Consider the following 26,000-nt stretch of genomic DNA (forward strand, 5'->3'; position numbering starts at 1 on the left):
AAGGGTCAGTTGGCGCCGAGATCCTTCAACGCCTCCTCGGCACCGCGATGCAACGGCACCGGCAGGGTCCTGCGGGCCTTTTCCAGCGAGATCCCCTTGGCCGCCGGGTTGGCCTGGGCCAGGGCGTCGCGCTTGTCGAACACCGTCCGGGTGATCGCGCAGGCCACGTTGGCGTCCAGGTCCTTACGGACCAGCAACACGTTGGGTACGACGATCGTCGGGGTGTCGGTCGCCGTCCCGTACGCGTCCCGGCCGATGGTGCCTCCCTGGTAGCCGGGGCTCGACGCTGTCATCTTCGGCAGCAACGGCGAGATGTCGACGAACTTCACCGAGTCGCCGGCGGTGGTGAACAGGTCGGTCACGCCCCCGGTGGGCAGACCACCGGACCAGAAGAAACCGTCGACGCTGCCGTCCTTGACCCCCTCGACCGTCTTGGTCAGGTCCAGCCGCTGCGCCCGGATGTCAGTGGCCGGGTCGAGGCCGGCGGCCTCCAGCAGCCGGTTGGCGATCACCTCCGTACCGGACTTCGGTGAACCGGTGGAGATCCGCTTGCCGCGCATGTCGGCCACCGAGGTGATCCCGGAGTCGTTGCGCACCACCACCTGCGTGTAGTTGTCGTAGATGCGGGCCAGCGCCGCCACCGGCTGCGGCGAGGTGAAGCTGCCCTTGCCCTCGACCGCGTTGACCGCCGTGTCGAACAGCGAGAACGCCACGTCGTACTGGCCACCGACGAGCTGTTCGACGTTCTGCACCGAGGCGCCGGTCTCGGCCGCGGTGCCGGTGAGCTTGCCGCCGGTCGCCCCGGACAACTGCCCGGCCAGGGCGTTGCCGACCACGTAGTAGACGCCCGTCGCGTTGCCGGTGGCGATGCCGACGCGGGTCTCCTTGGTCACCTCGCAGGTGACCTCGCTGGCCACGTCGTCAGTGGCGGCGCCGCCCTGCTGACCTCCGCAACCCGCGGCGCCGACCGTGACGAGGGCGAGCGCGCTCAGACCCGCCGCGAGCCGTACGTCGATTCGTCTCACAGTTGTTCCTCCACAGGGTTGGCTGGTGATCCGGACGATGACCGGTCGGCGGAGCCGCGTCGGATGAACACACCCGCCGCCGCGACGACGGCCAGCGCCGCGCCGACAGTGACCGGCACGGGTTCGAGCCAGAGCAGTGTGACGCCGGCGAGGGCGCCCAGCACCCGTTCCGGGGCGCCGGCCGGCCCCACACCGGGCAGCCAGCCACCGGCGGCGACGGCGAGCACCGCCACGCTGAGCGCTGTGACTGCGGCGGCGAAGGCGATCCGCTGGATGCCACCGATGCCGAGCAGACCGAGCCCGGCCGGCGTGATGACGAACGCGATCGGGATGAGGTACGCCGGCAGCGCGTACCGCAGGGTCTGCCACATGGTCGGCACCAGCCGGCCGCCGGTGACCGCCGCGGCGGCCACCGCGGCGAGCGCGGTCGGTGGGGACACCTCGGACAGCACGGCGAAGTAGAAGACGAACATCGCCGCCGCCGGCGCTGTGACGCCCAGGTCGAGCAGGGCCGGACCGACGATCACCCAACCGATCACGAACGACGCGGTGACCGGCACGGCCAGGCCCAGCAGGGTGAGCGCGACGGCGGCGAGCAGCGCGGTGAGCACCAGCACCAGCGTCGGGTCCGACGTGGCCGCCTGCGCCCCGCCGATCAGCAAGGCCGCCGCCTGCGGCCCGAGGCCGGTCTTCGTGGTGGTCGCCGTGATGATGCCGGCTGCGGCGCAGACAGCTGTGACGGCGAGGACGCCGCGTACGCCGGTGACGAGCGATGTCACCAGCCGGCCCGGGGTGAGCCGGTGCGCGCTGTCCTCGTTCCTGGGGGCCAGGAACGACAACGCGACGGTGAGCACGATGGCGAAGACGACAGCCCTGGTCGCTGACACACCGACCGCGAGGAACACGATGATGGCGATCAGCGAGGCGAAGTGGTAGCCGAACCGGCCCAGCAGTCGCCAGGGAGAGCCGACGTCGATCACCACGGGGCGTACACCGGATCGGCGCGCGTCGATCTCCACAGCCAGCAGGATGCCGAGGTAGTAGAGCACCGTCGGGACCGTTGCCCAGCCCAGCACCTGGAGGTACGAGACGCCCAGGTACTCGGCGATGATGAACGCCGCCGCACCCAGGGTGGGCGGGGAGAGGATGGCGCCCACCCCGGCCGCGGCCAGCATGCCCCCGGCCCGCTCCGGTGGGTAGCCGGCGCGGCGCAGCAGCGGCCAGGTGACCGCGCCGATGCTCACTGTCGTCGCCGCGCCGGAGCCGGAGACGGTGCCGAGCAGGAAACCCGAGGCCACCGCCGTCCGGCCGGCAGCGGTACGCGAGCGCCGGAACGCCGCGGCCGACAGCTCGACGAAGAACCGCCCGGCCCCGGACAGCTCCAGCACCGCGCCGTAGATGGTGAACAGCACGATGTACGAGGCGGCCACGTCGAGCGGTGTGCCGTAGAAGCCGCTGTCGGAGTTGTAGAACGCGTCGATGAGTTGACTGAAGTCGAGCCCGGCGTGCGCGACCGGCCAGGACTGCGGCAGCAACCCGCCGTAGTAGCCGTAGCCGAGGAACAGCAGGCAGACCGCGGGCAGGATCCAACCGGTGGTACGCCGACACGCTTCGAGCAGCAGGAGCAGCAGAACGGTGCCCAGCACCAGATCTGTCGGCGCCAGCAGGCCCTGCCGGTCGAGGAACGCGTTGTAGCCGCCGCCACCGCTGCCGATCTGGATCGGCAGGACGGGATAGAGACAGGCCGCCACCGCCAGGGCACCCAGAGCCCAGTCGGTCACTGTGGGCCCCGACGACCCGGGCCGTCGCCGGGTGCGTAGCCGGGCCGGCAGCCGCAGGTCGGCCGGGTAGGCGAGGAAGACCAGCGGGAGTACGCCGGCCAGGAAGATGATCAGGTAATACTTGCTGCCCTGGGACAGGGGGCGGAACACCTGCCACAGGGCGAGAGCGCCCACCGCCAGCGCCGCCGCGGTGAGGAGCAGCCCCGCCGGCCCGGAGAGCACCCGTCCCGGTTTCTCGTCCTCGAACTGGGCGGCCAGGTCCCGAGTCGCCCGCTCGGCCACGCTGGGCCCGCTCGGGTCGGGCTCGGCCTGGCCGGACTCGGCCTGGTCGGGCTCGGCCTGGTCAGGGCCGCTCGGCTCGGCTTCCGGTCGTGGTCGGGGTGGCCCGCCGCCGGGGCTCGCTGCCTGCCCATCAACGGGAGAGTTAGCTGGTCGGGCAGGTGACGGCGAACCATCGGGCGAGCTGATGGGCGACACAAAAGGACGATACACGTCGATTGGCTGACGGGTGGGGCATCGATCGGCGTTTCGCCGCCGGTGGTACGGACACCGGGGTGATCGGCCGGTCGCCGGCGGATATTTGCGTGGAGGGCTGTCGGGCCCGGCGGTTAGGGTCGGGCGGTGACTGCGGGGCGACCACTGATTCAGGCTCGCGGGCTGGTGAAGCGGTTCGGCGATTTCACCGCCGTGGACGGCATCGACGTCGAGGTGCGCCCGGGTGAGGCGTTCGGCTTCCTCGGGCCCAACGGCGCGGGCAAGTCGTCCACCATGCGGATGATCGGCTGCATCTCCCCACCCAGCGGGGGTGAGCTGCGCATCCTCGACCTGGATCCGGTGGCCGACGGGCCGGCGATCCGGGCGCGCCTCGGGGTGTGCCCCCAGCTGGACAATCTCGATCCGGAGCTGACCGTCCGGGAAAACCTGACCGTCTACGCCCGCTACTTCGGCATCTCCCGACGGGCGGCCCGGGAGCGGGCAGCCGAGCTGCTCGATTTCGTCCAGCTCACCGAGCGGGCCGACAGCACTGTCGAGCCGCTGTCCGGTGGCATGAAGCGTCGGTTGACCATCGCCCGCGCGCTGGTGAACGATCCGGAGATCGTGCTGCTCGACGAGCCCACCACCGGGCTGGACCCGCAGGCTCGGCACCTGGTGTGGGAGCGGCTGTTCCGGCTCAAGCAGCAGGGCGTCACGTTGGTGCTCACCACGCACTACATGGACGAGGCCGAGCAGCTCTGTGACCGCCTGGTGGTGATGGACGGCGGCCGGATCGTCGCGGAGGGCTCGCCCCGGGCGCTGATCGAGCAGCACTCGACCCGTGAGGTGGTCGAGTTGCGCTTCGCCGCCGAGTCGCAGGAGCCGTTCGCCGGCAAGCTCGACGGGCTGGGGGAGCGGGTCGAGGTGTTGCCCGACCGGGTCCTGCTCTACGTGCCGGACGGCGACGCGGCAGTCGCCGAGGTCACCGCGTTGGGGCTCCAGCCGGCGAACGTGCTGGTCCGGCGCAGCGGCCTGGAGGACGTCTTCCTGCACCTGACCGGCCGCACCCTTGTCGACTGACCGCCCCGAGTGATCGTCGGCGGGTCCGCCCGCGACATTTCCGGCATACCAACCAACGCCCAGGAAGATCCACTCGACTTCCTGAAAGTCGGGGTGTTGCGGCCGCGCGGACAGCCCGATTTCCTGAAACCCGAGTCGATCAAGCGGCCGGGGTTCAGGGCCCCGGCATGCGGCCGGGGCTCTACAGGGTCGGGCCTCGGGCGGGGTCCGGACGACGCGGTGGAACGCGCGCGACAAAGTGGGTGGGCCGTCGTAGGGTGACCGACGGTCTGTCGTAACCCGGGGGAGTTTCATGTCTGATCTGGTGACCGCCAACCGACGTCAGGCCGGGCTCACCGCCCTCTACCTGGGCATCTTCGCGATGGTCTGGTTCAGTGTGCCGGCGGCGGAGCAACCGCTGCGTGCCCTGCTCGTGGTTGGCAGCATCGTCGCACTGCTCACCGCCGTGGTGGGCGGTGTGCTGTCCTCCCGCCTGCGGGGAGCCGGCAACCCCCGGGACCGGGCCGCCGACCGCCCGTACCTGCTCATCGTCGTGGCCGAGTTCGCCGCCGCCGGGCTGGGTGCCGCAGTGCTGGTCGCCGCCAACTGGTCCGAGTACGTGCCGGTGCTGGTCTGCCTGGTGGTCGGTCTGCACTTCTTCCCGCTCGCCCCGCTCCTGCGGGATCCGTTGCTCCGCCCGCTCGGTGTCGCGCTCTGCCTGGTGGCGGTGGCGGGTCTCGTCACCGGCCTCGCCTCGGCGGTATCCGCCGGGTTGGTGATCGGCGTCGGCGCGGGAGTGCTGCTGCTCGCCTACGCCGTGCAGGCGCTGATCCGCGCGTACCGCCCGGCCTGACCGGCGTAGCCCGTCCGAGGTCGACCCGGTCGGACCAATGACGGCTCGACCGTCCGATCGTTGGCAGCTCAGCAGCAACCGTTCCGGCGTGTCGAGCTGCTGAGCTGCCAACGATCACCGTTCAACGGGCTCTGGCCCAGGTGATGAAACGGTCGGTCAGTCGGTCGTGACCGGCCTGGCCGGCGAGGTCCCCGGCCGCCTCGTAGAGCACCGCGGCGAGGTAGATGAGCAGGCCGATCCGGTCCTTGCGGTACTCGCCCAACAGCGCCAGGCGGGCCGGCGAGCAGGGCCACGCCGCGCCGCAGACCCGGCAGCGCCAGGACGGGCGTGCCGCCACGTGTGGGCGGTACCGGGGCATCAGAGCCCGCCACCGAGACGAGCCGACCAGGCGAGTGGCACGAGGGAACCTCCGTCGGGTGGGTGGGGGGAGCGCCCCGGATCGGGGGTCACGGGGCGCTCCCCGGCCTGGTTCCGCCCGCCGTCTGATCCCGTGAGCGGTTCCGCTGCGTGACAGTCTGGTGAGGACCCGACTACGGTGGGAGGTTCCGCACGCCGACGACCAGCGCGTATGGCGATCGGCCCAGCGCGGTACGGGAATGTACGGGAGTTGTCCGTGGAGAGTTCGTCCATGCTGGAGCACTTCGCCGAGGAGCTGCGGCTGGCCCGGGCCGCCAGTGGGATGTCGCAGACGGCGCTGGCCGAGGCGTTGAGCTATTCCGGGGCCCTGGTCGCCAAGGTGGAGACATCCGAGCGCCGGCCGAGTCTGGACTTCGCCCGTCGGTGTGACGTCGTGTTCTCAGCCGACGGTCGGTTCGAACGCATCCAACGGCGGATCAGCCGGGAGGCCGTCGTGCCGTGGTTCCGCGACTGGGCGGGTATCGAGCAGGAGACCACCGCGCTGCGCTCGTTCGAGCCGTTGTGTGTGCCAGGCCTCTTGCAGACCGAGGGGTACGCCCGTGCACTACTGACCGGCGGCGGCTTGTTCGCGACCGACGAGGTCGAGCAGCAGGTGGCAACCCGGCTGGACCGTCAGAGAGTGCTCACCCGAGACCGGCCTCCGCTGCTCACTGCCGTGATCGACGAGCACGTGCTGCGCCGATCCGTCGGTGGGTCGGAAGTCATGCGCGAGCAAATTCAGCACCTCGTGAAGCTCGGCACGGCGTTCCCGAGGGTCCGAATCCAGGTAGTGCCGACTCCCGCCGGTGCTTACGCTGGGCTCGGTGGGCCGTTCGTGATCGCAAGCTCGGCGCAGGGGGAGGACCTCGTCTATCTCGCCGGACAGCGTCACGGGCAGGTCATCGACCGCACCGAGTACGTCCGTCAGATGGTCGAGGTGTGGGAGTCGATCCGCGGTGAGGCACTATCGCACGGGCAGTCCCTCGATCTGATGGCGGAAGTGGCGGAGACATGGATTTAACCGGTGCCCGGTGGCGCAAGAGCATTCGTAGCGGCCCGGATGGCGGCAACTGTGTGGAGGTTGCCGCCAACCTGCCCGGGCGGGTGGCCGTCCGCGACTCCAAGGACCCGACCGGTCCGGTGCTCGTCTTCCCGCCCGACGCGTGGCGCGCGTTCGTCGGCTCCGACGCCGTCGGCCGGTAGCTGGTTCAGCCTCCATCGAGTCATGTGCTGATCGACGACCTCTCGTACCCGGCGACGGAGGTCCGTGTCGCTCGTATCGCACATCCCCTCGGCCTCGAAGACCGCATCGGTAAAGCTGTCCGCGTCGCCGGGAGGGGACTCGCGGAGCCGAATGTTCTCTTCAGGGGGCAGGCAAAAGCCCAGCTTGATGCACAGCTCGTCGAGGACGCGTTGGACTTCAGAGTTCCTGTCATCACGTTGGCCCATGAGGGACAGCGTGGCGACTCCCGCCGCCAGTGGCCAATCCTGACGCGCACAAATCCGGGCGACACGTTGTCGGGGTCGTCGTAGGGTGACCGGCGGTCTGTCGTACCCCGGGGGTAGACAGGTCGTGATGGCCGGCGCGGCGGGCGGGGTGATCGGGTGAGTGTGGCGGGATCGGCGCGGTTCCCGTGGGTGCCGGCGTATGCGGTGTTCGAGCACTACCTGGTGGGTCTGCGGCGCACCTGGCGGGCCGGGGTGTTCTCCTCGTTCCTGTTGCCGGTGCTGACCGTCCTCGGCTTCGGTGTGGGCGTCGGCGCCTACATCGACCAGGGCGTCGGCGGGGTGCGTTACCTCGACTGGTTGGTTCCCGGGCTGATCGCCTCGACAGCGCTCCAGGTGACAGTCGGTGACTCGACCTGGCCGGTGTTCAGCAACTTCCAGTGGGTCAAGACCTACTTCGCGCAGGGCGCGTCGCCGCTGCGGGTGGGAGACATCGTGGCCGGGCACCTGGCCTTCGTGCTGTTCCGGGTGCTCACCACGATTGTGGCGTTCCTGCTGGTCACCGGGCTGTTCGGAGCGTTGCGGTCGCCGTGGGCGGTGGCCACCCTGCCGGTGGTGGCATTGCTCGGGCTGGCCGTCGCCGCGCCGACCTTCGCGTACGCCGCGTCGGTGTCGAGCGACAACTGGCTGGCGATGCTGTTCCGGTTCGCGGTCATCCCGATGACGCTCTTCGCCGGGGTGTTCTTCCCTGTCGAGTCGTTGCCGGACGCGCTGCGGTGGCTGGCGTACGTGACGCCGTTGTGGCACGCCGTGGACCTGTGCCGCGCGGCCACGCTCGGCGTCGCCCCACAGTGGTCGATCGCCGGGCACCTGCTCTACCTGGCCACCTGGGCGGTCGCCGGCTGGTTGCTGGCGGTGCGCGCGTTCCGTCGCAAGCTCGTCGTCTGACGAGCGACCCTGGAGAGCAAGCAGAGAGGGTGTCGTGATCACGCTGATCCTGCCCCGGCTGGTCGACGTCTCCGCCGCGTCCCGGCGGTCGGCGTCGGTGTTCGGGCGCAACGTCGCGGCGCTGAAGCCGGTCTACTGGCTGCTGCTGCTCTCCGGCTTCGTGGAGCCGTTGCTCTACCTGCTGTCCATCGGGGTGGGCGTCGGCGCGCTGGTCGGCGACCTGCCGTTGCCTGGCGGGCGGCTGGTCTCGTACGCCGAGTTCGTGGCCCCGGCGATGCTCGCCTCCTCGGCGATGACCGGGGCGATCTCGGAGACCACCTTCAACTTCTTCGGCAAGATGAAGTACATGAAGCTGTACGACGGGATGATCGCCACCCCGGTACGGCCGTTCGAGATCGCCGTGGGCGAGTTGGGTTGGGCGATGCTGCGGGGCAGCGCCTACTCGGCGGCGTTCCTCGGGGTGATGGTCGCGCTGGAGTTGACCAGCGTCGCCCGCGCGCTGACCGCCCTTCCGGCCGCGGTGCTCGTCGGGTTCGCGTTCGGAGCGCTCGGCATGGCGATCTCGACCTTCATGCGGAGCTGGCAGGATTTCGACCTGATGGGCTCCGCGCAGTTCACGCTCTTTCTCTTCTCCGGCACCTTCGTGCCGGCGCAGGCCTACCCGACGTTGCTGCACTGGCTCGTCGAGATCACCCCGCTGTACCGGTCGGTGCACCTGATCCGGGGGGTCGCGCTGGGCAGTGGTGGTTGGCTCTGGCTGCTCGACGTGCTCTACCTGCTGGCGATGGTGGCGGTCGGTCTGCTGGTGGCTTCTCGCCGAATGGCGAGGTTGCTCTACAAGTAGGGGTTATCCGCGCCCGCCGACGGGGCATGTCCGGAGGTGACACCGCCGATCAGGAGGAGGGGCGATGGCCTCGGACGAGTCTTCCGCCCAGCGTGAGCGTGATCCCGCCACCACGCCGGTCGGGCCCGACGCGGGCCCGGACAGCCCCACCGACCTGCCCGGCAGTGGCTGGAAGGCGGCGATGCGCCGGACGATCACCGAATTCCAGGACGACAGCCTGACCGACTGGGCGGCGGCACTGACCTACTACGGGGTGCTGTCCATCTTCCCCGGCCTGCTGGTGCTGATCTCCCTGCTCGGCCTGCTCGGCGAGAGCGCCACCGAGGGCGTCAGGGACACCGTCAACCAGGCGGTGCCGAACGACAGCATCCGGCAGATCATCACCGAGGCGATCGGCACGGCGGACAAGAACGGTGGCCTGGCCAGCATCGCGGCGATCATCGGTCTGTTGGCCGCGTTCTGGTCCGCGTCCGGCTACATCGGTGCGTTCATGCGTGCGTCAAACACCATCTACGACGTGCCGGAGGGGCGGCCGATCTGGAAGACGCTCCCGATCCGGCTCGGCGTGACTGCTGTGGTCGGGGTGCTGCTGCTGGTCAGCGCGGTGATCGTGGTTTTCACCGGGCGTCTCGCCGAATCGGTCGGTGACGTGATCGGGTTGGGCTCGACGGCCGTCACGGTGTGGGACGTCGCCAAGTGGCCGGTCCTGCTGATCCTGGTCAGCCTGATGTTCGCGATCCTCTACTGGGCCTCGCCGAACGCGCGGCACGGCGGCTTCCGCTGGGTCAGCCCGGGCGGGGTGCTGGCAGTGGTGATCTGGCTGGTGATCTCCGGCCTGTTCGCCTTCTACGTGAGCAACTTCGGCTCGTACGACAAGACGTACGGGACGCTGGCCGGGGTGATCATCTTCTTGGTCTGGCTCTGGCTGAGCAACATCGCGATCCTGCTGGGGGCGGAGTTCGACGCGGAGTTGGAGCGCGGCCGCGCCATCTCGGCTGGCCACGCCGCGGACGACGAGCCGTACGTCGAGCTGCGCGACGACCGCAAGCTCAAGAAGAAGCGCAACCAGCGCGGATCAGTCGATTGAGCGGCGCGTCAGTGGCTGCCGGACCCGGCAGCCACTGACGTGCGCATTGTCGAGATAACCGTTAACTGCAGGCTGAAGTGAGGCACCAGCCGTTGAGCGTGACTACTTGCAGGTCATTCACCTTGTGCCAGCCGGGGTAATATTTGTTACCCACGCTGTCGTAGTAAATGTAACCGCTGGGCACCTGGAATCCGTCGGTGTCCCGGAAATCGTAGTAGTACCTCGAGTCGGATGCGCTGCCCTGGCCGGCCGGCAACCACATCGTCTTGCTGTTGGTCGGCCAGTTGCCCGAGAGCTTGATGGATCGGCCGAGCCGGTTCTTCACCTCGCCGCAGAAGATCCCGGCGGTGCAGTTCCCGAGGGTGCCGAAGTCGCCCTCAGCAGCGCTGGAAGCGGCCTGCCGGACGGGCGCCGCAGCGGCGACACCAAGGTCGGAGCCCTTCGGAGATGGCGCCGCCTGGGCTGCCGATGGCGAGAACAGCGCGACGAACGCTACTGCGGACACGGCCGCGACAAAGCGCGTCGGTCGATTCATTGGGGTCCTTCCCGTCGGGGTGTTCGGGCACGCCAGAACGGAAGGTCATCGCGATTGGAGAATTGCGGTGCGCGACTCGCCCCGTAGCTGTCGATGCCCAGGAACGTTAACGACCATGTTGACGACTGTCAACGTCCTTATCAATTGCGGCGGCGGTGGAGCCGACGATTCGGGTGGGCCGCGGACGTCCACCTCGGTGGCGTAATCGCTGCTTGAACGCATCGATACCGATTGACACCGACGGTGGTCGATGGGGACGACACCCTCCCTCGGATGCGCCCGGAGGTTGGTGTCGCCGCGGTGGGGTCGGGGCGGGTTCGTCCGTCGCCTCACCGGTCGGTGGGTACCGGTGCGACGAGGGCTGCACAGCGAAGCCGGTCCATCCCCGTCGCAAGCGCGACCGAAACTTCTGTCCGTTTGAGCAAAAGTTAGCGTCGGAACAGCCGAAGCTCTGGACAGGCGATCCGACCGCTCTTACTGTGTCGGACACAACACATCGACATTGCGTCGATGTGAACGCTGCCAAAGAAGAGGGGGACCCGGGTGCGCACCGTCGACCCCCTACACGTGCGCCTGTTGCGACTGCTTCGCGACGAGGGCGCCGTGTCCCGGGCCGAGCTGGGCGACCGGCTCCAGATGCCGCGTCCGCGCATGCTGGCCGAGCTTGATCGCCTGGTGACGCTGGGCTACGTGGCCGAGGCCGGGCTCGCCGCCTCCCGAGGCGGGCGTCGCTCGACGCTTGTCGAGCTGAACCCGAAGCTGCGCTTCGCCGCCGTCGACCTCGGTGCCAGTTCGATGGACGTCGAGGTGGTCAACGGCCGCCTCGAACCGGTGGCCCACTACGCCGAGGCGGCCGACATCCGCAACGGTCCGAAGGTGACCCTGCAACGGGTGAACGAACTGCTGCACAAGGCCCGGGTCGACGGCGCGTACGAGCGACTGGACGCGGTCGGCATTGGCGTACCCGGCCCGGTCAGCTTCCGCGACGGCGTTCCGGTCTCACCACCGATCATGCCGGGCTGGGACCGGTTCCCGGTGCGTGAGCTGCTCAGCCGGGAGCACGGCTGCCCGGCCGTGGTGGACAACGACGTCAACATCATGGCGATCGGTGAGCGGCACGGTGGCGTCGCCCACTCGGTGGACGACTTCCTCTTCGTGAAGATCGGCACCGGCATCGGGTGCGGCATCTACCTCACCGGCGAGGTCTACCGGGGCACCGACGGCTGTGCCGGCGACATCGGCCACATCCAGGTCGACTCGCACGGTCCGATGTGCTCCTGCGGCAACGTCGGCTGCCTGGAGGCGCTGTTCAGCGGCGCCGCCCTGGCCAAGGACGCCGCGGCCGCCGCCCGCAGTGGCACGTCGCCGGCGCTGGCCGAGCGGCTGGCGCTGCGGGGTGTCGTCACCGCGCTGGACGTCGCCGAGGGCGCCGTCGAGGGCGACGTGACCTGTATCCAGTTGATCCGGGACGGCGGACGGCGGGTCGGCGGAGTGCTCGCCGGCCTGGTCAGCTTCACCAACCCGTCCATGATCGTGATCGGCGGCGGGCTGGCTCAACTGGGCCACATCCTGCTCGCCGAGATCCGCAGTGTGGTCTACCGCCGGTCACTGCCGCTGGCCACCGGCAACCTTCCCGTCGTCCTGTCCGAGCTGGGCGGCCGCGCCGGTGTCACCGGCGCGGCGGTGCTCGCGAGCGACGTCGCCTTCGGGGAAGCCGCATGAAGCTGTTCGAGATTCCGTCGTGAGCGAGGAGGAGACTGTGGCTCTGCCCGAGGATGACCCCGCCACCGCGTCGGCCGAGGCCGTCGCCGAGGCGCCGCTGGTCGAGGCTCCCGCCGACACCGTCGCGGGCGAGGTGGTCCTGCGCCTCACCGATCTGGTGAAGACCTTCCCCGGCGTACGCGCGCTCGACGGCGTGCAGCTGGAGGTGCGTGCCGGCGAGGTGCACTGCCTGCTCGGGCAGAACGGCGCCGGCAAGTCCACCCTCATCAAGGTGCTCGCCGGGGTGCACCAACCGGATTCCGGGCAGGTGGAGTGGCGCGGTGAGCCGGCCTCGTTCGCCAACCCGCAGGCCGCCATGAAGGCGGGCATCGCCACGATCTACCAGGAGCTCGACCTCGTCGAGGACCTGTCGGTGGCGGAGAACGCGTTCCTCGGACACGAGTACCGCAACTTCGGTTTCGTCCGGCGCGGCCGGATGGCCCGGCACACCCGGCAGATCCTCAGCCGGCTCGGCCACGGCGAGATTCCGCCGGGGCGGATGGTCCGGTCACTGCCGGCGGCCGGCAAGCAGATCGTCAGCATGGCGCGGGCGCTGTCGCACGAGGCCCGACTGATCATCATGGACGAGCCGAGCGCCGTGCTGGCCCACGACGAGGTCGGCAACCTGTTCCGGATCATCCGAGAGCTGACCGCGCAGGGCATCGCCGTCATCTACATCTCCCACCGCTTGGAGGAGATCCGCGAGATCGGCGACCGGGTCACCGTACTCAAGGACGGCCGGACCACGGCGGCGAACCTGCCGGCGCGCGACACCCCGACCCGCGACCTGGTGAGCCGGATGACCGGCCGCACCATCGAGTACGTCTTCCCGGACCGGCCGACCGACGACTCCGCGGGTGCCGACCTGCTCCAGGTGGAGGGGTTGACCCGCACCGGCGAGTTCGCCGACGTGTCGCTGAGCGTGCGTGCCGGGGAGATCGTGGGCATCGCGGGGCTGGTCGGCTCCGGCCGTTCCGAACTGCTGGAGACGATCTACGGTGCCCGCCTCCCGGAGGCCGGCACCGTGCGGATGGACGGAAAGGTCCTGCGGCCCGGCGTCGGCGCGGCGGTTCGCGCCGGCATGGGAATGGCCCCGGAGGAACGCAAGAGCCAGGCGCTCCTGCTCGGCGAGCCGATCTACCGCAACGTCACGCTGGCCACCTTCGGCCGGTACGCGCGGCTCGGCTTCACCAACGCCGCCAAGGAACGCGCCGAGGCGGACCGGATCGCGGAGACCCTGGAGCTGCGGCCCCGGGACGTCGACCGGCCGGTACGCACGCTGTCCGGCGGTAACCAGCAGAAGGTGGTGGTCGGGCGTTGGCTGCTCGGCGGCACCAAGTTGCTGCTTCTCGACGAGCCGACCCGGGGTGTGGACGTGGGCGCCCGGGCTGAGCTCTACCAGGTCATCCGGGGATTGGCCGCTCAGGGCGTGGGGGTGCTGCTGGTCTCCAGCGAGGTGCCCGAGGTGCTGGGTCTGGCCGACCGGGTGCTGGTGATGCGGGAAGGGCGGGTCGTCCGCGAAGCCGCGGCCGGCGAACTCGACGAGAACACTGTGCTTGACCTCGTGATGGCGGGGTCCTTGATGGAAGGCGCACCGGCATGAGCGACGCGACTCCCACTCCCACCGCGACACCGGAGCGCCCGCAGCTTCCGGCGCAGTCGCCACCGGTGGACCCGGCGGAGACGGCGGTGGCCAGTAACAAGGCAGGATCCGGGGGCAAGCTCTCCTGGTGGCGGGGTGACGGTGGCGACGGCGCCAAGCGCAACCTCGGTCTGATCGGGGTGCTGGCTGCCCTCATCGTGGTCGGCGCTGTCACCAAGCCCGACCTGTACGGCGACCCGAACTGGGTCTGGAACAACGTCCTGGCCATTCTCCAGTTGGCCTCGGTCGTCGGCGTGGTCACTGTCGGGATGACCTTCGTGATCATCGGTGGTGGCATCGACCTGTCGGTCGGCGCGATCGTCGCGTTGGCCGGCGTCTGGTGCACCACCGTGGCCACCCAGAGCTACGGCGCTGGCGGCATGATCTTCGCCGCCCTCGCTGTCGGCATCTGCGTCGGCCTCGTCAACGGTGTGCTCATCTCGTACGGGCGGCTGGTCCCCTTCATCGCGACGCTCGCGATGCTGGTGGCCGCACGTGGGCTCGCGGCGTCGATCTCCAACAAGCAGACCCAGGTGTCGAGCAGCACGTTCATCAACGACATCGCGGCGCGCAAGGTGATCGGGATCCCGATCCTGGTCTACATCCTCGGCGCGGTGGTGCTGGCCGGTTGGGTGGTGCTCAACCGCACGACCTTCGGCCGGCGGACCATCGCCGTCGGCGGCAACCCGGAGGCGGCCCGGCTGGCCGGCATCAACGTCCGGCGGCACACCATGCTGCTCTATGCGCTCTCCGGTCTCTGCTGCGGTATCGCCGCCATCATGCTCACCTCGCAGGCGACCTCGGCGCAGGCGGCGATGGCCAACCTGTACGAGTTGGACGCGATCGCCGCGGCGATCATCGGCGGGACGCTGCTCAGCGGCGGCCGGGGCACGATCGTCGGCTCGCTGCTCGGCGTCATCATCTTCGCCACCATCACGAACCTCTTCGCCATCAACGGCCTCTCCATCGAGGCGCAGAACATGGTCAAGGGCGGCATCATCGTCGCGGCCGTCCTGGTCCAGCAGTTCCAGTTCAAGTCAGTCACTCGGCTCCTCGCGCGGAACAGGGTCACCACCGCAACCTGACGCACCGCACCGTTGTCCTGGCGACGTCGAGACATTCGACGGTGGCCGGGCCTCGCACACCCTCAATAAGTCAAATCCCGCTCCCAGGAGGTCATTAATGACCCAGCACAGTCGCGACCTGTCGCGCCGCCGGTTGCTCTTCGGTGGAGCCGCAGTGGGCGCTGCCACCCTGCTCACCGCCTGCACCAGCAACGACACCCCGGCCGCCAGCACCCAGACCAAGGCCGCCGGAAACACTGAAGGCAACAACGCCCCGGGCAAGAAGGTCGTCATCGGCTTCTCCGCCCCGGCCGCCGACCACGGCTGGATGGGCGCCATCCACGCCAACGCCAAGGCGCAGGCCGCGGCCTACTCGGACGTGGAGTTCAAGGAGGTCGACGGTGGGTCGAACTCCGAGGCCCAGCGCTCGACGCTCGGCACGCTGATCGCCCAGAAGCCGGACATCATCGTCGTGCTGCCGCACGACGGCAAGGAGGTCAACGCCGTTGCCCTCCAGGCCATGCAGGCGGGCATCCCGATCGTGAACCTCGACCGGGCGTTCCCCGACGCGCTGGCCTCGCGGCTGGTGATCAAGGGCGACAACTACGGCATGGGCGTCTCGGCCGGGCACTACATCGGCAAGCTGCTCAAGGACAAGGGCGTCGCCAACCCGGTCATCGGTGAGATCGCCGGTCTGGAGATCCCGCTGACCGTCGAGCGCAGCGAGGGCTTCAAGGCCGCCCTGGCGACCTACGGGTTCACCGTCAAGAACCGTCGTTCGGCCGAGTTCACCTCGGACAGCGGCCAGCGCGAGGCGGCCCAGCTGCTCCAGGCGCTGCCGAAGATCGATGCCATCTGGAACCACGACGACGACCAGGGCATCGGTGTGCTCGCGGCCATCAAGCAGGCCAACCGGTCGGAGTTCTTCATGGTCGGCGGCGCGGGCTCCAAGCTCGCGATCGACGCGATCAAGGCCGACAACAGCGTGCTGAAGGCCACTGTCACCTACAACCCGTCGATGGCCTCCTCGGCGATCTCGCTCGCGCGGCTCATCGCGCAGGGTCGGGGCCTGGGCGACCTGACGGAGCTGCAGGTGCCGAAGGAACTGACCCTGGCCTCGGAGACGATCACCAAGGAGAACGCGAGCAGCTACGACAAGCTCGGGTTCTGACATACCGGGGGGAGACCCACCTTGTCCACGACAGACAGAGAACTGCGGGTCGGCATGGTCGGCTACGCGTTCATGGGCGCCGCGCACTCACAGGCGTGGCGCACCGTGAACCGCGTCTTCGACCTGCCGGCGCGGGCCCGGATGGCGTTGATCTGCGGCCGAGACACAGCGAAGGTGGCTGATGCCGCCGACACACTCGGCTGGGACGCGTACACCACCGACTGGCGTGACCTGATCAACCGGGATGACATCGACGTTGTCGACATCTGCACCCCGGGCGACAGCCACGCCGAGATCGCTCTCGCCGCGTTGGCCGCGGGCAAGCACGTTCTGTGCGAGAAGCCGCTGGCCAACTCGGTGGAGGAGGCACGGGCGATGACCGCTGCGGCGGATGTAGCCCGGGCCTCCGGAGTGCGGTCGATGTGCGGGTTCAACTACCGCCGGGTCCCCGCGGTCACGATGATGCGCCAGTTGGTCGCCGACGGACGGCTCGGGGTGATTCGACACGTCCGTGCGACGTACCTGCAGGATTGGATCGTGGACCCGCAGTTCCCGCTGGTCTGGCGGTTGCAGAAGGACAGGGCGGGCTCCGGCGCGCTCGGTGACATCGGTGCGCACATCATCGACCTGACCCAGTTCGTCACGGGTCAGCGGATCAGCGGCGTCAGCGCGGTCACCGAGACCTTCGTCAAGGAGCGGCCGTTGCCGGCCGAGTCGAGCGGTCTGGCGGCCTCGGTGGACGGCCACACGGCCCCCACCGGGGCTGTCACAGTCGACGACGCCGCTGTCTTCGTGGCGCGACTCGACGGTGGCGCCCTGGCCACGTACGAGGCGAGCCGGTTCGCGACCGGCCGGAAGAACGCGCTCCGCGTCGAGATCAACGGCTCGCTGGGCAGCGTGGTCTTCGACCTGGAGCGCCTCAACGAGCTGGAGTTCTACGACGCGACCCGTCCGGCCGTGGAGCAGGGCTTCAGCCGCATCCTGGTGACCGAGGGCGAGCACCCGTACATGTCGGCGTGGTGGCCCCCGGGCCACATCATCGGCTACGAGCACTCGTTCACGCACGAGATGCGCGATTTCATCGAGGCGGTCGCCACCGGTGTGGACCCGACTCCCTCCTTTGCCGACGCGTTGCAGGTCCAGCTGGTGCTGGACGCGGTGGCCCGTTCGGCGGAGCTCGGCTCGTCCTGGGCCGAGGTGGAACCGACGCTGACCGCGGCGGCTGTCTGACCATCGACCATCCGCGACGGCGGTGTTCGCACCGCCATCGCCCGACCGGCTTTCCGAAGCCGACCGGCGAGGGACCAGCCACGGATTGCGCCCCGTGGCCGGGACAGAGGTCGGCATCGGAGAGCGTGCAGCCGGGCCCCACGGCCCGGTGGCGCACGAGCAGGACGGTCGTCCGGTGCGACCGGACCGGGATTCCCCGGCCGCACCGGAGGACCGCCACCACCGGGAAAGTTCCGGAGTACCTGATAGCACCGCCCGTCGCGGCGGCCTGAGACGCCCGGCCGGGGCATGCCAATGCCCCGACCGGCCGGATGCGGGGGAGGCAGGGTCGAGACGCCGACCCGACCCTGCCTACCAGCCCCGTCTGCTCGCACCTGCCGGGATCCGGTCCGGCGTCGTCGCCGCCGACGCCGACGTCGGAAGCCGGTGCTGTTCCGGTGCGGGGCGAGCGGACGGGGCCCATCCACCCGGCCCGAAACTTTCCGAAACCCGGCCGTATCTTTCCGAAACATATTCTGATATTCCTATATTTAGCGGTACCGACGGTTCCTCGTGAAATGGGGAAGGAGCACCATGCGAACAGGTGTCTGGCTGGTAGGAGCGCGCGGTTCCGTCGCGACCACCAGCATCGTCGGGGGGCTCGCGCTTCGGGCCGGCCTGGCCGGGCCCACCGGCTGCGTCACCGAGCTTCCCGAGCTGCGCGGCCCGGCACTTCCGGCCTTCGCCGATCTGGTCTTCGGCGGGCACGACCTGGCCACCACTCCGCTGTGCAAGCGCGCCGAGGCCCTCGCCGACGCCGGTGTCATCCCCTGGCGGCTGGTCGCCGCGCTCCGCGACGAGCTGGGCGTTGTCGAGCAGGAGCTGCGCCCCGCACCGGTGGGCGACACCCAGGCCGACCGGGCCGAGTCGGTGGTCCGCGACCTGACCAGCTTCCGCGAGCGGCACGAGCTGGACCGGGTGGTGGTGGTCAACGTCTCCGCCACCGAGCCGGCCCCTCGACCGCACCCCGGGCACGCCGACCCGGCCGCGCTGCGCGCCGCCCTCGACGGTCCGGACGAGGTGCTGCCGGTCAGCTCCCTCTACGCGTACGCCGCGGTGCTCGCCGGCTGCCCGTACGTCGACTTCACCCCGTCCACCGGGCTGCGGCTGCCGGCGCTTGCCGCGCTCGCCGAGGAGGCCCGACTGCCGTACGCCGGGCACGACGGCAAGACCGGGGAGACCCTGGTCAAGTCGGTGCTCGCGCCGATGTTCGCGATGCGCAACCTGGCAGTGGGCTCCTGGTCGGGGGTCAACCTGCTCGGCGGTGGCGACGGCGCCACCCTCGCCGACCCGGCCGCGAACGCGGCGAAGGTGCAGAGCAAGCAGCGGGTGCTCGGCGAGACGCTGGGCTACGTTCCGCAGGGCGGCACCCGCATCGAGTACGTCGAGGAGCTGGGCGACTTCAAGACTGCCTGGGATCTGATCACCTTCAGCGGTTTCCTCGGCACCGGCATGCGGATGGAGTTCACCTGGCACGGCTGCGACTCCGCGCTCGCCGCGCCGCTGGTGCTCGACCTGGCCCGACTCACCGCCGCCGCGCACGCCGCCGGGCAGGTGGGGCCGCTGGCCGACCTGGGCTTCTTCTTCAAGGACCCGCTGGGCACGCCCACCCACTCGCTGGGTGAGCAGTGGGCCCGGCTGACCGCCTTCACCCGGCAACTGCACGACGGCGGGGACGGTGTCCATGACAACGTTGGCTGATCTCGCCGAGCTGGTCCGGGCGCCGGCGGCGCTCTCGGTGCCCGGTGACGTGATCGCCGGGGCCGCGGCGGCCGGCGCGTTGAGCCCGCGTACCCCTGCCCTGGCCGGCGCATCGGTGCTGCTCTACTGGGCCGGCATGGCCGCCAACGACTGGGCCGACCGGCGCCTCGACGCCGAGGAACGGCCCGAGCGCCCGATCCCGAGCGGTCGGGTCACCCCGGCCGCCGCTGTCGGTCTCGCGGCGGGCCTCACGGCCGCCGGCGTGGGCCTGGCCGCCGCAGTGGGCGGTCGCCGTGCCGCCGCGCTCGCCGTGCCGCTGGCCGCCACCATCTGGGGATACGACCTGCTGGCCAAGAACACCGCAGCCGGCCCGGCCGTGATGGCCGCCTGCCGAGGGCTGGACGTGCTGCTCGGCGCGTCCGGCGGCCGGATGACCCGGGCGCTGCCGGCGGCGGCCACCATCGCCGCGCACACCTGGACGGTCACCGCGCTGTCCCGCCGGGAGGTCACCGGCGCCGACGCCACCCTGCCGATGCGCACCCTCGCCGGCACCGCTGTGGTCGCCGCCAGCGCCGCCGTCGCCGCCCCTCGGCGGGTCGCGGTGCTGCCCGCGGTGCTGGCCGGCTGGTACGCCGCCCGCTACGGCGCGGCCCAGGCCGAGGTTGTCCGGGATCCGTCGGCCGGGCGGGTCCGCGCGGCCGTCGGCGCCGGGATCACCGGGTTGCCGGCCCTCCAGGGAGCCCTCACCGCACGGGGCGGAGCAGGTCTGCTCGGGGTGGCCGTCGCGGCGGCCGCGCCGCTGGGTCGACGGCTGGCCCGGAAGGTCTCCCCGACATGAGCGTTCCCGAGCCCCGGCCCGGTGCGCCGGCGGCCGACGCCACCACGCTGCGCCTCGGGTACGGCACCAACGGCTTCGCCAACCACCGCCTCGACGACGCGCTCGCCGTCATCGCCGACCTCGGCTACGACGGGGTGGCCCTCACCCTGGACCACGACCACCTGGACCCGTTCGCGCCCGGGCTCACCCGCCGGGTCGCCGCTGTCGGTCGACGGTTGGAGTCACTGGGCCTGGCGGTGGTCATCGAGACCGGCGCCCGCTACCTGCTCGACCCGTGGCAGAAGCACGCCCCGACGTTGCTGCACGACGACCCGACCCGGCGGATCGAGTTCCTGCGCCGGGCCGTGCGGATCGGCGCCGATCTGGGCGCGGAGGCGGTCTCGTTCTGGGCCGGTGTCCGACCCGAGGCGGTGTCACAGCAGTGCGCCTGGGACCGGCTGGTGGCCGGTTGCGCCACAGTGGTCGACGCGGCGGACACCGCCGGCGTGACAGTCGGCTTCGAGCCGGAGCCGGGCATGCTGGTGCAGGACATCGCGGACTGGCGTCGGCTGCACGCCGCCCTCGACAACCCGGCCGGCTTCGGCATCACCCTCGACATCGGCCACTGCCGGTGCCTGGAGCCCTGGCCGGTGCCGCAGTGCGTGGCCGAGGTGGCCGACCACCTGGTCAACGTGCAGATCGACGACATGCGCCGAGGCGTGCACGAGCACCTGGAGTTCGGCGTCGGCGAGATCGACTTCCCGCCGGTGCTGGCTGCGCTGCGCGACGCCGGCTACCGCGGCCTGGTCGCCGTCGAGCTGCCCCGCGACTCGCACGCCGCACCCGCCGTGGCCGCCCGGTCGATCGAGTTCCTGCGTGCCGCCGCACTGGCCGGCCGCACGAAGGACGAACTGCCCGCAGACATTCCTGGGGTGCCTGCGTAGCAACAAGGGGAGGAGACGGGATGACACCGGATTCACTACGGGCCGCGCTGGGAGGCGTACCCGATCCCGATTGGCTGGACACGGCGCTGCGCCGGGTCACCACCGAGCCCACCGCGATCACCCGGCTCTTTCCCGCCGTCGGCCGACGCTGCGGTCGGGCCGCGCTGCCCGACGCCCCCGGCTGGACCGTCGACGACGCGGCCCGGGTGCTGCTGCTCACCAGCCTGCCCGGCGAGCACGCGGCGTACGCCGAGCGCCTCTACCAGCACGGCGACGCGGCCGAACGACGAGCCGTGCTGCGCGCCCTGCCGCTGCTGCCGATCGGCGCCGACGGGGTTGCGTTGCTGCACGACGCGATCCGGACCAACGACACGCGGCTGGTCGCCGCCGCGCTCGGCCCGTACGCACGGCACCTCGACCAGGCCGCCTGGCGACAGGCGGTGCTCAAGTGCGTGTTCAGCGGCGTCCCCCTGGCCAACGTGGCCGACCTGGACACCCGGGCCGACAGCGAGCTGACCGCGATGCTGGCCGCGCTGGCCGCCGAACGGCACGCCGCCGGCCGGGAGTTGCCCGCCGACGCCACCGACCTGCTCCACCGGCTCACCGCCGCACTGCCCCGGGAGGCGTGAATGCGCATCTTCGACCCCCACATCCACATGACCTCACGCACCACCGACGACTACGAACGAATGGCCGCCGCCGGAGTGCGCGCGGTGGTCGAGCCCGCGTTCTGGTTGGGTCAGCCGCGCACCAGCGCCGCGTCGTTCACCGACTACTTCGACTCCCTGATCGGCTGGGAGCCGTTCCGGGCCGGGCAGTTCGGGGTGCGGCACTTCGCCACCATCGCGTTGAACCCGAAGGAGGCCAACGACCCGCGCTGCCGGCCGGTGCTCGACCTGCTGCCCCGCTACCTGGACAAGGACGCGGTGGTGGCGGTCGGCGAGATCGGGTACGACTCGATGACGCCCGAGGAGGACGAGGCGTTCGCGGCACAGCTCGCCCTCGCTGTGGCGTACGACCTGCCGGCGCTGGTGCACACCCCGCACCGGGACAAGGCGCGCGGCTGCGAGCGGACCCTCGCCGTGGTCGCCGAGTCCGGCATCGACGCGGGTCGGGTGGTCGTTGACCACCTCAACGAGGTGACAGTGAAGCTGGTCCGCGACAGCGGCTGCTGGCTGGGTTTCTCCATCTACCCGGACACCAAGATGACGCCGCAGCGGATGGTGGAGTTGCTGCGGGAGTACGGCACGGAACGGATGCTGGTCAACTCGGCAGCCGACTGGGGGCGCTCCGACCCGCTGCTGACCCGGGCCACCGGCGAGGCGATGCTCGCGGCCGGCTTCAGCGACGACGACGTCGACAAGGTGCTGTGGCGAAACCCGGTCGAGTTCTACGGCCAGTCGGGGCGCCTCGACCTCAGCGACCTGGACACCGCCGCCGCAGTGGACCCGCAGACCGGCAACTCGATCCTGCGCGGCGGCAGCTGATGCGGCTGCGACATGCCGGCGGTGAGACCGTCCACCTGGGCTACTGCACGAACGTGCACCCGGCCGAGGACCTCGCCGGCATCCTCGGCCAACTGGACACCTACGCGGTGCCGGTCCGCGAGGCGCTCGGCAGCGACCTGCTCGGGCTCGGCCTGTGGCTGGCCGCCCCGGTCGCCGCCGAGCTGGCCGCCGACCCGACGCTGCGCCGCCGGTTGCGCACCGAGCTGGACGCGCGGGGCCTGGAGGTGGTCACCCTCAACGGCTTCCCGTACGCGGCCTTCCAGGCCCCGGTGGTCAAGCAGGACGTGTACCACCCGGACTGGACCACCGAGCAGCGCCTGACGTACACACTGAACCTGGCCCGGGTGCTCGCCGACCTGCTGCCCGACGACGCCGCCCGAGGTTCGATCTCCACGCTGCCGCTGGCCTGGCGTCAACCGTGGGACACCGGCCGGGCCGACGCGGCCCGGCGCCGGTTGGACGAGCTGGCCGCCGGCCTGGCCGACGTGCAGCGGGACACCGGCCGTGAGGTGCGTGTCGCCTTCGAGCCGGAGCCCGGCTGCGTGGTGGAGAGCACCGGTCAGGCGGCCGCGCTGCTGTCCGGAATGGACACCGACCGGCTGGGTGTCTGCCTCGACCTGGCTCACCTGGCCTGCGCCTGGGAGGAGCCGGCCGAGGCGCTGGACCGACTACGGGCGGCCGGACTGCCGGTGGTGAAGGTGCAGGTCTCCGCCGCCGTCGAGGCCGCCGACCCGGAGGGCGGGGCCGAGGCGTTGCGCCGCTGGGTGGAGCCGCGCTTCCTGCACCAGACGAGGGGCGCCGGTTGCGCCGGTCTGGCCGACCCGGCCGACCCGGCGTACGCGGCCGACGACCTGGACGAGGCGCTGGACCGGGAGCTGCCCGGCCCGTGGCGGGTGCACTACCACGTGCCGCTGCACGCCCCACCCGAGGAGCCGCTCGGCTCGACCCTGCCGGTGCTCCGCGCGGCCCTGAGAGCGCTCTTCGACGGCCCGACCGCCGGCTGCGACCACCTTGACGTCGAGACGTACACCTGGGGGGTGCTGCCGGCCGCACGGCGGCCCGGCACCGACGCGGAGCTGGCCGCCGGCATCGCCGCGGAGCTGGCCTTCGCCCGGGACGAACTGGTCGGCCTCGGCCTGACCGCAGAGCGATCCGTGAGCATGGGGGTGACGCGATGAGCCGACGACTGGTGGTCCTCGACGTGGTGGGGTTGACGCCCCGACTACTGGCGCACATGCCTCGGCTGCGGGGTGTCGCCGACGGCGGCTTCCGGGCCGAGTTGGGCACAGTGCTGCCCGCCGTGACCTGTTCGGTGCAGTCCACCTTCCTCACCGGCGAGCCGCCCAGCGGGCACGGGATCGTCGGCAACGGGTGGTATTTCCGGGAGCTGGGCGAGGTGCTGCTGTGGCGGCAGCACAACGCGCTGGTCGGCGGGGACAAGCTCTGGCAGGCCGCCCGTCGGGCCGAACCCGGCTACACAGTGGCCAACGTCTGCTGGTGGTACGCCATGGGCGCGGACGTCAACTGGACTGTGACGCCCCGCCCGGTCTACTACGCCGACGGACGCAAGGAACCGGACTGCTACACCGACCCGCCGGAACTGCACGACGCGCTCACCGGGAGGCTGGGCACCTTCCCGCTCTTCACCTACTGGGGGCCGACCGCCGCGTTGCCGTCGTCGCGGTGGATCTGTCAGGCGGCCGAGCAGATCCTCGCCGACGTGTCACCCGACCTGACGCTGGTCTACGTCCCGCACCTGGACTACGACCTGCAACGCTTCGGTCCCTCGTCGGCCCAGGCCGCCGCGGCGGCAGCGGAGCTGGACGCGGTCCTCGGCCCACTCCTGGACGCCGCCAAAGCGCGGGATGCCACTGTGGTGGTGCTGTCGGAGTACGGCATCACCGACGTGTCCCGGCCGGTGGACGTCAACCGGTTGCTGCGCGCCGAAGGGCTGTTGCACGTGCACACCCAGGCCGGCATGGAGTACCTCGACCCGTGGACGTCGAAGGCGTTCGCGGTCGCCGACCACCAGATCGCGCACGTCTACGTCAAGGACCCGGCCGACGTGCCGGCGGTGGCGAAGCTCTGCGCCGGGCTGCCCGGGGTGGCCGAGGTGCTCGACGCCGAGGGCAAGGCGGCACACGGCCTGGACCATCCGCGCGCCGGCGAGCTGGTGCTGGTTGCCGAGCCGGACGCCTGGTTCACCTACTACTACTGGCTGGACGACGCCCAGGCACCGGACTTCGCCCGGCTCGTGGAGATTCACCGAAAGCCGGGTTACGACCCGGCGGAGCTGTTCTTCGACCCGGCCAACCCCGGAGCCGCGAAGGCCCGCGCCGGGGTGGCGCTGGCCCGCAAGAAGCTCGGCATGCGGTACATGATGAGCGCTGTCGGCCTGGACGCTGGCGCGCGGGCGGTGCGCGGCTCGCACGGGCGGCTGCCGGACGACCCGGCGGACGGCCCGGTGCTGCTCTGCTCCGACCCGACCGCGGCCCGGGACAAGATCGCGGCGACCGAGGTCAAGGCGCTGCTGCTGGAGCTGGCCGGGCTGAGCCCCGGCGGTGCGGGCGGGTCGGGGGAGGGTTCATGACGGTCACCGTCGCGCCCACCGACGCCAGCGAGCTGCGGGCGCGCTTCGACGCGGAGCTGGCCGGGTTTCTCAGCCGGCAGGGCCCGGACTGGCCGGACGGGGCGCCGCGGGGCGTGTTCACCGCGCTGCAACGGTTCGTGCTGGCCGGTGGCAAGCGGTTACGACCGCTCTTCTGCTACTGGGGCTGGCGCGGCGCGGGGGCGGCCGACGGCACCCCGATCGTGGTGGCCGCGGCGGCCCTGGAGCTGTTCCACGCGTTCGCGCTGATCCACGACGACATCCTGGACGGCAGCGACCGCCGCCGGGGTGAGCCGTCGGTGCACCGGCTCTTCGCCGACCTGCACGCCCGCTCGTCGTGGCGCGGTGACCCCGAGGCGTACGGCCGCAACACCGCGCTGCTCTGCGGGGACCTCTGCGCGGCCTGGTCCGACCAGATGTTCCACGAGTGCGGGCTGAGCACCGAGCAGGTGCACCGGGGGTACGGCGTGTTCGCGCTGATGCGTACCGAGGTGATCGCGGGGGAGTACCTGGACCTGGTCTCGGGTGTGGGTGACGGCTCGGTGGCCAGCGCGCTCACCGTGATCCGGATGAAGGCTGCCCGGTACACGGTCACCCGGCCGTTGCAGATCGGTGCGGCCCTGGCCGGCGCGGGGCCGGAGCTGATCGCCGCGCTTGGCGAGTTCGGTGACCCGCTGGGTGACGCGTTCCAGCTCCGCGACGACGTGCTGGGCGTCTTCGGTGATCCGGCGATCACCGGCAAGTCGGTCCTGGACGACCTGCGTGAGGGCAAGGCCACTGTCATGATGGCGCTGGCCCGCAGCGCCGCCGACCGGCCGCAGACCATCCGGCTGCGGGAGTTGTTCGGCAACCCGGCGTTGGACGCCGAGGGCGCGGCGGAGCTGCGCGACATCATCGAGGCGACCGGCGCGCGGGAGCGGATCGAGCAGATGATCCGGGTCCGGACCGAGGCCGCGCTGTCCGCCCTGCAGAGCGCAGTGGTGGCCGATGAGGCCCGCGCGGCACTGGTTGCGCTGGCCGGACAGGCGATCGACCGACGCGCCTGACCGGCGACTTTCGATCAAATC

Annotated in this window: 25 protein-coding genes; 21 read left to right on the top strand and 4 right to left on the bottom strand. The window is 70.8% G+C overall.

Translation table 11 applies throughout. From position 1 onward, the window contains the following. Window positions 1–5 precede the first annotated feature (5 nt). The gene (locus NIE79_RS11565) at window positions 6–1,025 is read right to left on the bottom strand and encodes a TAXI family TRAP transporter solute-binding subunit (RefSeq protein ID WP_238678541.1); all 1,020 of its coding nucleotides are present in this window, start codon (window positions 1,023–1,025) and stop codon (window positions 6–8) included. Then, window positions 1,022–3,088, bottom strand: coding sequence for a TRAP transporter permease (locus tag NIE79_RS11570; RefSeq protein WP_238678542.1), 2,067 nt, complete (start codon window positions 3,086–3,088; stop codon window positions 1,022–1,024). Before NIE79_RS11570 ends, NIE79_RS11565 begins: the two co-directional genes overlap by 4 nt. 339 nt (window positions 3,089–3,427) lie before the next feature. On the opposite strand from NIE79_RS11570, the gene NIE79_RS11575 reads away from it, so the two are divergent. Next, entirely contained in the window at window positions 3,428–4,360 is a 933-nt protein-coding gene (locus NIE79_RS11575; protein ID WP_238678543.1) for an ABC transporter ATP-binding protein, read from the top strand. Window positions 4,361–4,652: 292 nt separating this feature from the next. Further along, a complete protein-coding gene (locus NIE79_RS11580) occupies window positions 4,653–5,192 on the top strand; it encodes a hypothetical protein (RefSeq protein WP_238678544.1) in 540 nt (179 codons plus the stop codon). A 121-nt stretch (window positions 5,193–5,313) separates the two neighbouring features. Here NIE79_RS11580 and NIE79_RS11585 read toward each other — a convergent pair whose 3' ends face one another. Beyond that, a complete protein-coding gene (locus NIE79_RS11585; RefSeq protein WP_238678545.1) occupies window positions 5,314–5,529 on the bottom strand; it encodes a flavin reductase in 216 nt (71 codons plus the stop codon). 276 nt (window positions 5,530–5,805) lie between these two features. Here NIE79_RS11585 and NIE79_RS11590 point away from each other — a divergent pair, with 276 nt between their 5' ends. The 6 genes from NIE79_RS11590 (at window position 5,806) to NIE79_RS11615 (ending at window position 9,913) form a co-directional block, all read left to right on the top strand. Continuing rightward, window positions 5,806–6,609 (top strand): helix-turn-helix domain-containing protein, encoded by an 804-nt coding sequence (locus NIE79_RS11590; RefSeq protein WP_238678546.1) that lies wholly within the window; start codon window positions 5,806–5,808, stop codon window positions 6,607–6,609. Beyond that, entirely contained in the window at window positions 6,600–6,791 is a 192-nt protein-coding gene (locus NIE79_RS11595; RefSeq protein ID WP_238678547.1) for a DUF397 domain-containing protein, read from the top strand. Before NIE79_RS11590 ends, NIE79_RS11595 begins: the two co-directional genes overlap by 10 nt. A gap of 24 nt (window positions 6,792–6,815) precedes the next feature. Continuing rightward, complete coding sequence (locus NIE79_RS11600) at window positions 6,816–7,121, top strand: hypothetical protein (protein WP_238678548.1); 306 nt, start codon at window positions 6,816–6,818, stop codon at window positions 7,119–7,121. A gap of 72 nt (window positions 7,122–7,193) precedes the next feature. Continuing rightward, window positions 7,194–7,982 (top strand): ABC transporter permease, encoded by a 789-nt coding sequence (locus NIE79_RS11605; RefSeq protein ID WP_238678549.1) that lies wholly within the window; start codon window positions 7,194–7,196, stop codon window positions 7,980–7,982. Window positions 7,983–8,016: 34 nt separating this feature from the next. Next, complete coding sequence (locus NIE79_RS11610) at window positions 8,017–8,826, top strand: ABC transporter permease (protein ID WP_238678550.1); 810 nt, start codon at window positions 8,017–8,019, stop codon at window positions 8,824–8,826. A gap of 64 nt (window positions 8,827–8,890) precedes the next feature. After that, window positions 8,891–9,913, top strand: coding sequence for a YihY/virulence factor BrkB family protein (locus tag NIE79_RS11615; protein WP_238678551.1), 1,023 nt, complete (start codon window positions 8,891–8,893; stop codon window positions 9,911–9,913). A gap of 61 nt (window positions 9,914–9,974) precedes the next feature. Here the strand turns inward: NIE79_RS11615 and NIE79_RS11620 are convergent, their stop codons facing one another. After that, complete coding sequence (locus NIE79_RS11620) at window positions 9,975–10,448, bottom strand: hypothetical protein (protein ID WP_238678552.1); 474 nt, start codon at window positions 10,446–10,448, stop codon at window positions 9,975–9,977. A 543-nt stretch (window positions 10,449–10,991) separates the two neighbouring features. Here NIE79_RS11620 and NIE79_RS11625 point away from each other — a divergent pair. The 13 genes from NIE79_RS11625 to NIE79_RS11685 all read left to right on the top strand — a co-directional run bounded on the left by NIE79_RS11625 (window position 10,992) and on the right by NIE79_RS11685 (window position 25,979). Then, on the top strand, window positions 10,992–12,170 hold the full coding sequence (locus NIE79_RS11625; RefSeq protein WP_124819665.1) for an ROK family protein: 1,179 nt from the start codon (window positions 10,992–10,994) through the stop codon (window positions 12,168–12,170). A gap of 133 nt (window positions 12,171–12,303) precedes the next feature. Continuing rightward, window positions 12,304–13,812, top strand: a complete 1,509-nt coding sequence (locus NIE79_RS11630; protein ID WP_238678619.1) for a sugar ABC transporter ATP-binding protein — start codon at window positions 12,304–12,306, stop codon at window positions 13,810–13,812. Continuing rightward, window positions 13,809–14,936, top strand: a complete 1,128-nt coding sequence (locus NIE79_RS11635) for an ABC transporter permease (RefSeq protein WP_203121918.1) — start codon at window positions 13,809–13,811, stop codon at window positions 14,934–14,936. Before NIE79_RS11630 ends, NIE79_RS11635 begins: the two co-directional genes overlap by 4 nt. A 97-nt stretch (window positions 14,937–15,033) precedes the next feature. Continuing rightward, entirely contained in the window at window positions 15,034–16,086 is a 1,053-nt protein-coding gene (locus tag NIE79_RS11640) for a substrate-binding domain-containing protein (RefSeq protein ID WP_238678553.1), read from the top strand. A gap of 54 nt (window positions 16,087–16,140) precedes the next feature. Beyond that, window positions 16,141–17,316: a Gfo/Idh/MocA family protein gene (locus tag NIE79_RS11645; protein WP_372471465.1), complete on the top strand. Its 1,176-nt coding sequence runs from the start codon at window positions 16,141–16,143 to the stop codon at window positions 17,314–17,316. Window positions 17,317–17,889: 573 nt separating this feature from the next. Further along, window positions 17,890–19,056 carry an inositol-3-phosphate synthase gene (locus tag NIE79_RS11650; protein ID WP_238678555.1) on the top strand — a complete coding sequence of 389 codons (1,167 nt, stop codon included), beginning with the start codon at window positions 17,890–17,892 and terminating at the stop codon, window positions 19,054–19,056. Further along, entirely contained in the window at window positions 19,040–19,894 is an 855-nt protein-coding gene (locus NIE79_RS11655; protein WP_238678556.1) for an SCO3242 family prenyltransferase, read from the top strand. Before NIE79_RS11650 ends, NIE79_RS11655 begins: the two co-directional genes overlap by 17 nt. Continuing rightward, entirely contained in the window at window positions 19,891–20,817 is a 927-nt protein-coding gene (locus NIE79_RS11660) for a sugar phosphate isomerase/epimerase family protein (protein WP_238678557.1), read from the top strand. The genes NIE79_RS11655 and NIE79_RS11660 overlap by 4 nt, the downstream gene beginning before the upstream one ends. A gap of 20 nt (window positions 20,818–20,837) precedes the next feature. Then, window positions 20,838–21,446, top strand: a complete 609-nt coding sequence (locus NIE79_RS11665) for an EboA domain-containing protein (protein ID WP_238678558.1) — start codon at window positions 20,838–20,840, stop codon at window positions 21,444–21,446. Continuing rightward, window positions 21,447–22,304 (top strand): TatD family hydrolase, encoded by an 858-nt coding sequence (locus NIE79_RS11670; protein ID WP_210783901.1) that lies wholly within the window; start codon window positions 21,447–21,449, stop codon window positions 22,302–22,304. Next, on the top strand, window positions 22,304–23,503 hold the full coding sequence (eboE, locus tag NIE79_RS11675) for a metabolite traffic protein EboE (RefSeq protein WP_238678559.1): 1,200 nt from the start codon (window positions 22,304–22,306) through the stop codon (window positions 23,501–23,503). The genes NIE79_RS11670 and eboE overlap by 1 nt, the downstream gene beginning before the upstream one ends. Further along, window positions 23,500–24,915, top strand: a complete 1,416-nt coding sequence (locus tag NIE79_RS11680; RefSeq protein ID WP_238678560.1) for an alkaline phosphatase family protein — start codon at window positions 23,500–23,502, stop codon at window positions 24,913–24,915. The genes eboE and NIE79_RS11680 overlap by 4 nt, the downstream gene beginning before the upstream one ends. Further along, window positions 24,912–25,979 (top strand): polyprenyl synthetase family protein, encoded by a 1,068-nt coding sequence (locus NIE79_RS11685; protein WP_238678561.1) that lies wholly within the window; start codon window positions 24,912–24,914, stop codon window positions 25,977–25,979. Before NIE79_RS11680 ends, NIE79_RS11685 begins: the two co-directional genes overlap by 4 nt. Window positions 25,980–26,000: the final 21 nt, after the last annotated feature.

Origin of the sequence: Micromonospora trifolii (assembly GCF_022229005.1) — a bacterium.
GTDB lineage: Bacteria > Actinomycetota > Actinomycetes > Mycobacteriales > Micromonosporaceae > Micromonospora > Micromonospora trifolii.

Excerpts from the sequence above, each read along its gene's own strand:
- eboE (WP_238678559.1), top strand. The coding sequence starts at position 22,304 with ATGCGGCTGCGACATGCCGGCGGTGAGACCGTCCACCTGGGCTACTGC.
- NIE79_RS11650 (WP_238678555.1), top strand. The coding sequence starts at position 17,890 with ATGCGAACAGGTGTCTGGCTGGTAGGAGCGCGCGGTTCCGTCGCGACC.
- NIE79_RS11645 (WP_372471465.1), top strand. The coding sequence starts at position 16,141 with ATGGTCGGCTACGCGTTCATGGGCGCCGCGCACTCACAGGCGTGGCGC.
- NIE79_RS11665 (WP_238678558.1), top strand. The coding sequence starts at position 20,838 with ATGACACCGGATTCACTACGGGCCGCGCTGGGAGGCGTACCCGATCCC.
- NIE79_RS11640 (WP_238678553.1), top strand. The coding sequence starts at position 15,034 with ATGACCCAGCACAGTCGCGACCTGTCGCGCCGCCGGTTGCTCTTCGGT.
- NIE79_RS11670 (WP_210783901.1), top strand. The coding sequence starts at position 21,447 with ATGCGCATCTTCGACCCCCACATCCACATGACCTCACGCACCACCGAC.
- NIE79_RS11595 (WP_238678547.1), top strand. The coding sequence starts at position 6,600 with ATGGATTTAACCGGTGCCCGGTGGCGCAAGAGCATTCGTAGCGGCCCG.
- NIE79_RS11635 (WP_203121918.1), top strand. The coding sequence starts at position 13,809 with ATGAGCGACGCGACTCCCACTCCCACCGCGACACCGGAGCGCCCGCAG.
- NIE79_RS11660 (WP_238678557.1), top strand. The coding sequence starts at position 19,891 with ATGAGCGTTCCCGAGCCCCGGCCCGGTGCGCCGGCGGCCGACGCCACC.
- NIE79_RS11615 (WP_238678551.1), top strand. The coding sequence starts at position 8,891 with ATGGCCTCGGACGAGTCTTCCGCCCAGCGTGAGCGTGATCCCGCCACC.
- NIE79_RS11580 (WP_238678544.1), top strand. The coding sequence starts at position 4,653 with ATGTCTGATCTGGTGACCGCCAACCGACGTCAGGCCGGGCTCACCGCC.
- NIE79_RS11685 (WP_238678561.1), top strand. The coding sequence starts at position 24,912 with ATGACGGTCACCGTCGCGCCCACCGACGCCAGCGAGCTGCGGGCGCGC.
- NIE79_RS11620 (WP_238678552.1), bottom strand. The coding sequence starts at position 10,448 with ATGAATCGACCGACGCGCTTTGTCGCGGCCGTGTCCGCAGTAGCGTTC.
- NIE79_RS11680 (WP_238678560.1), top strand. The coding sequence starts at position 23,500 with ATGAGCCGACGACTGGTGGTCCTCGACGTGGTGGGGTTGACGCCCCGA.
- NIE79_RS11655 (WP_238678556.1), top strand. The coding sequence starts at position 19,040 with ATGACAACGTTGGCTGATCTCGCCGAGCTGGTCCGGGCGCCGGCGGCG.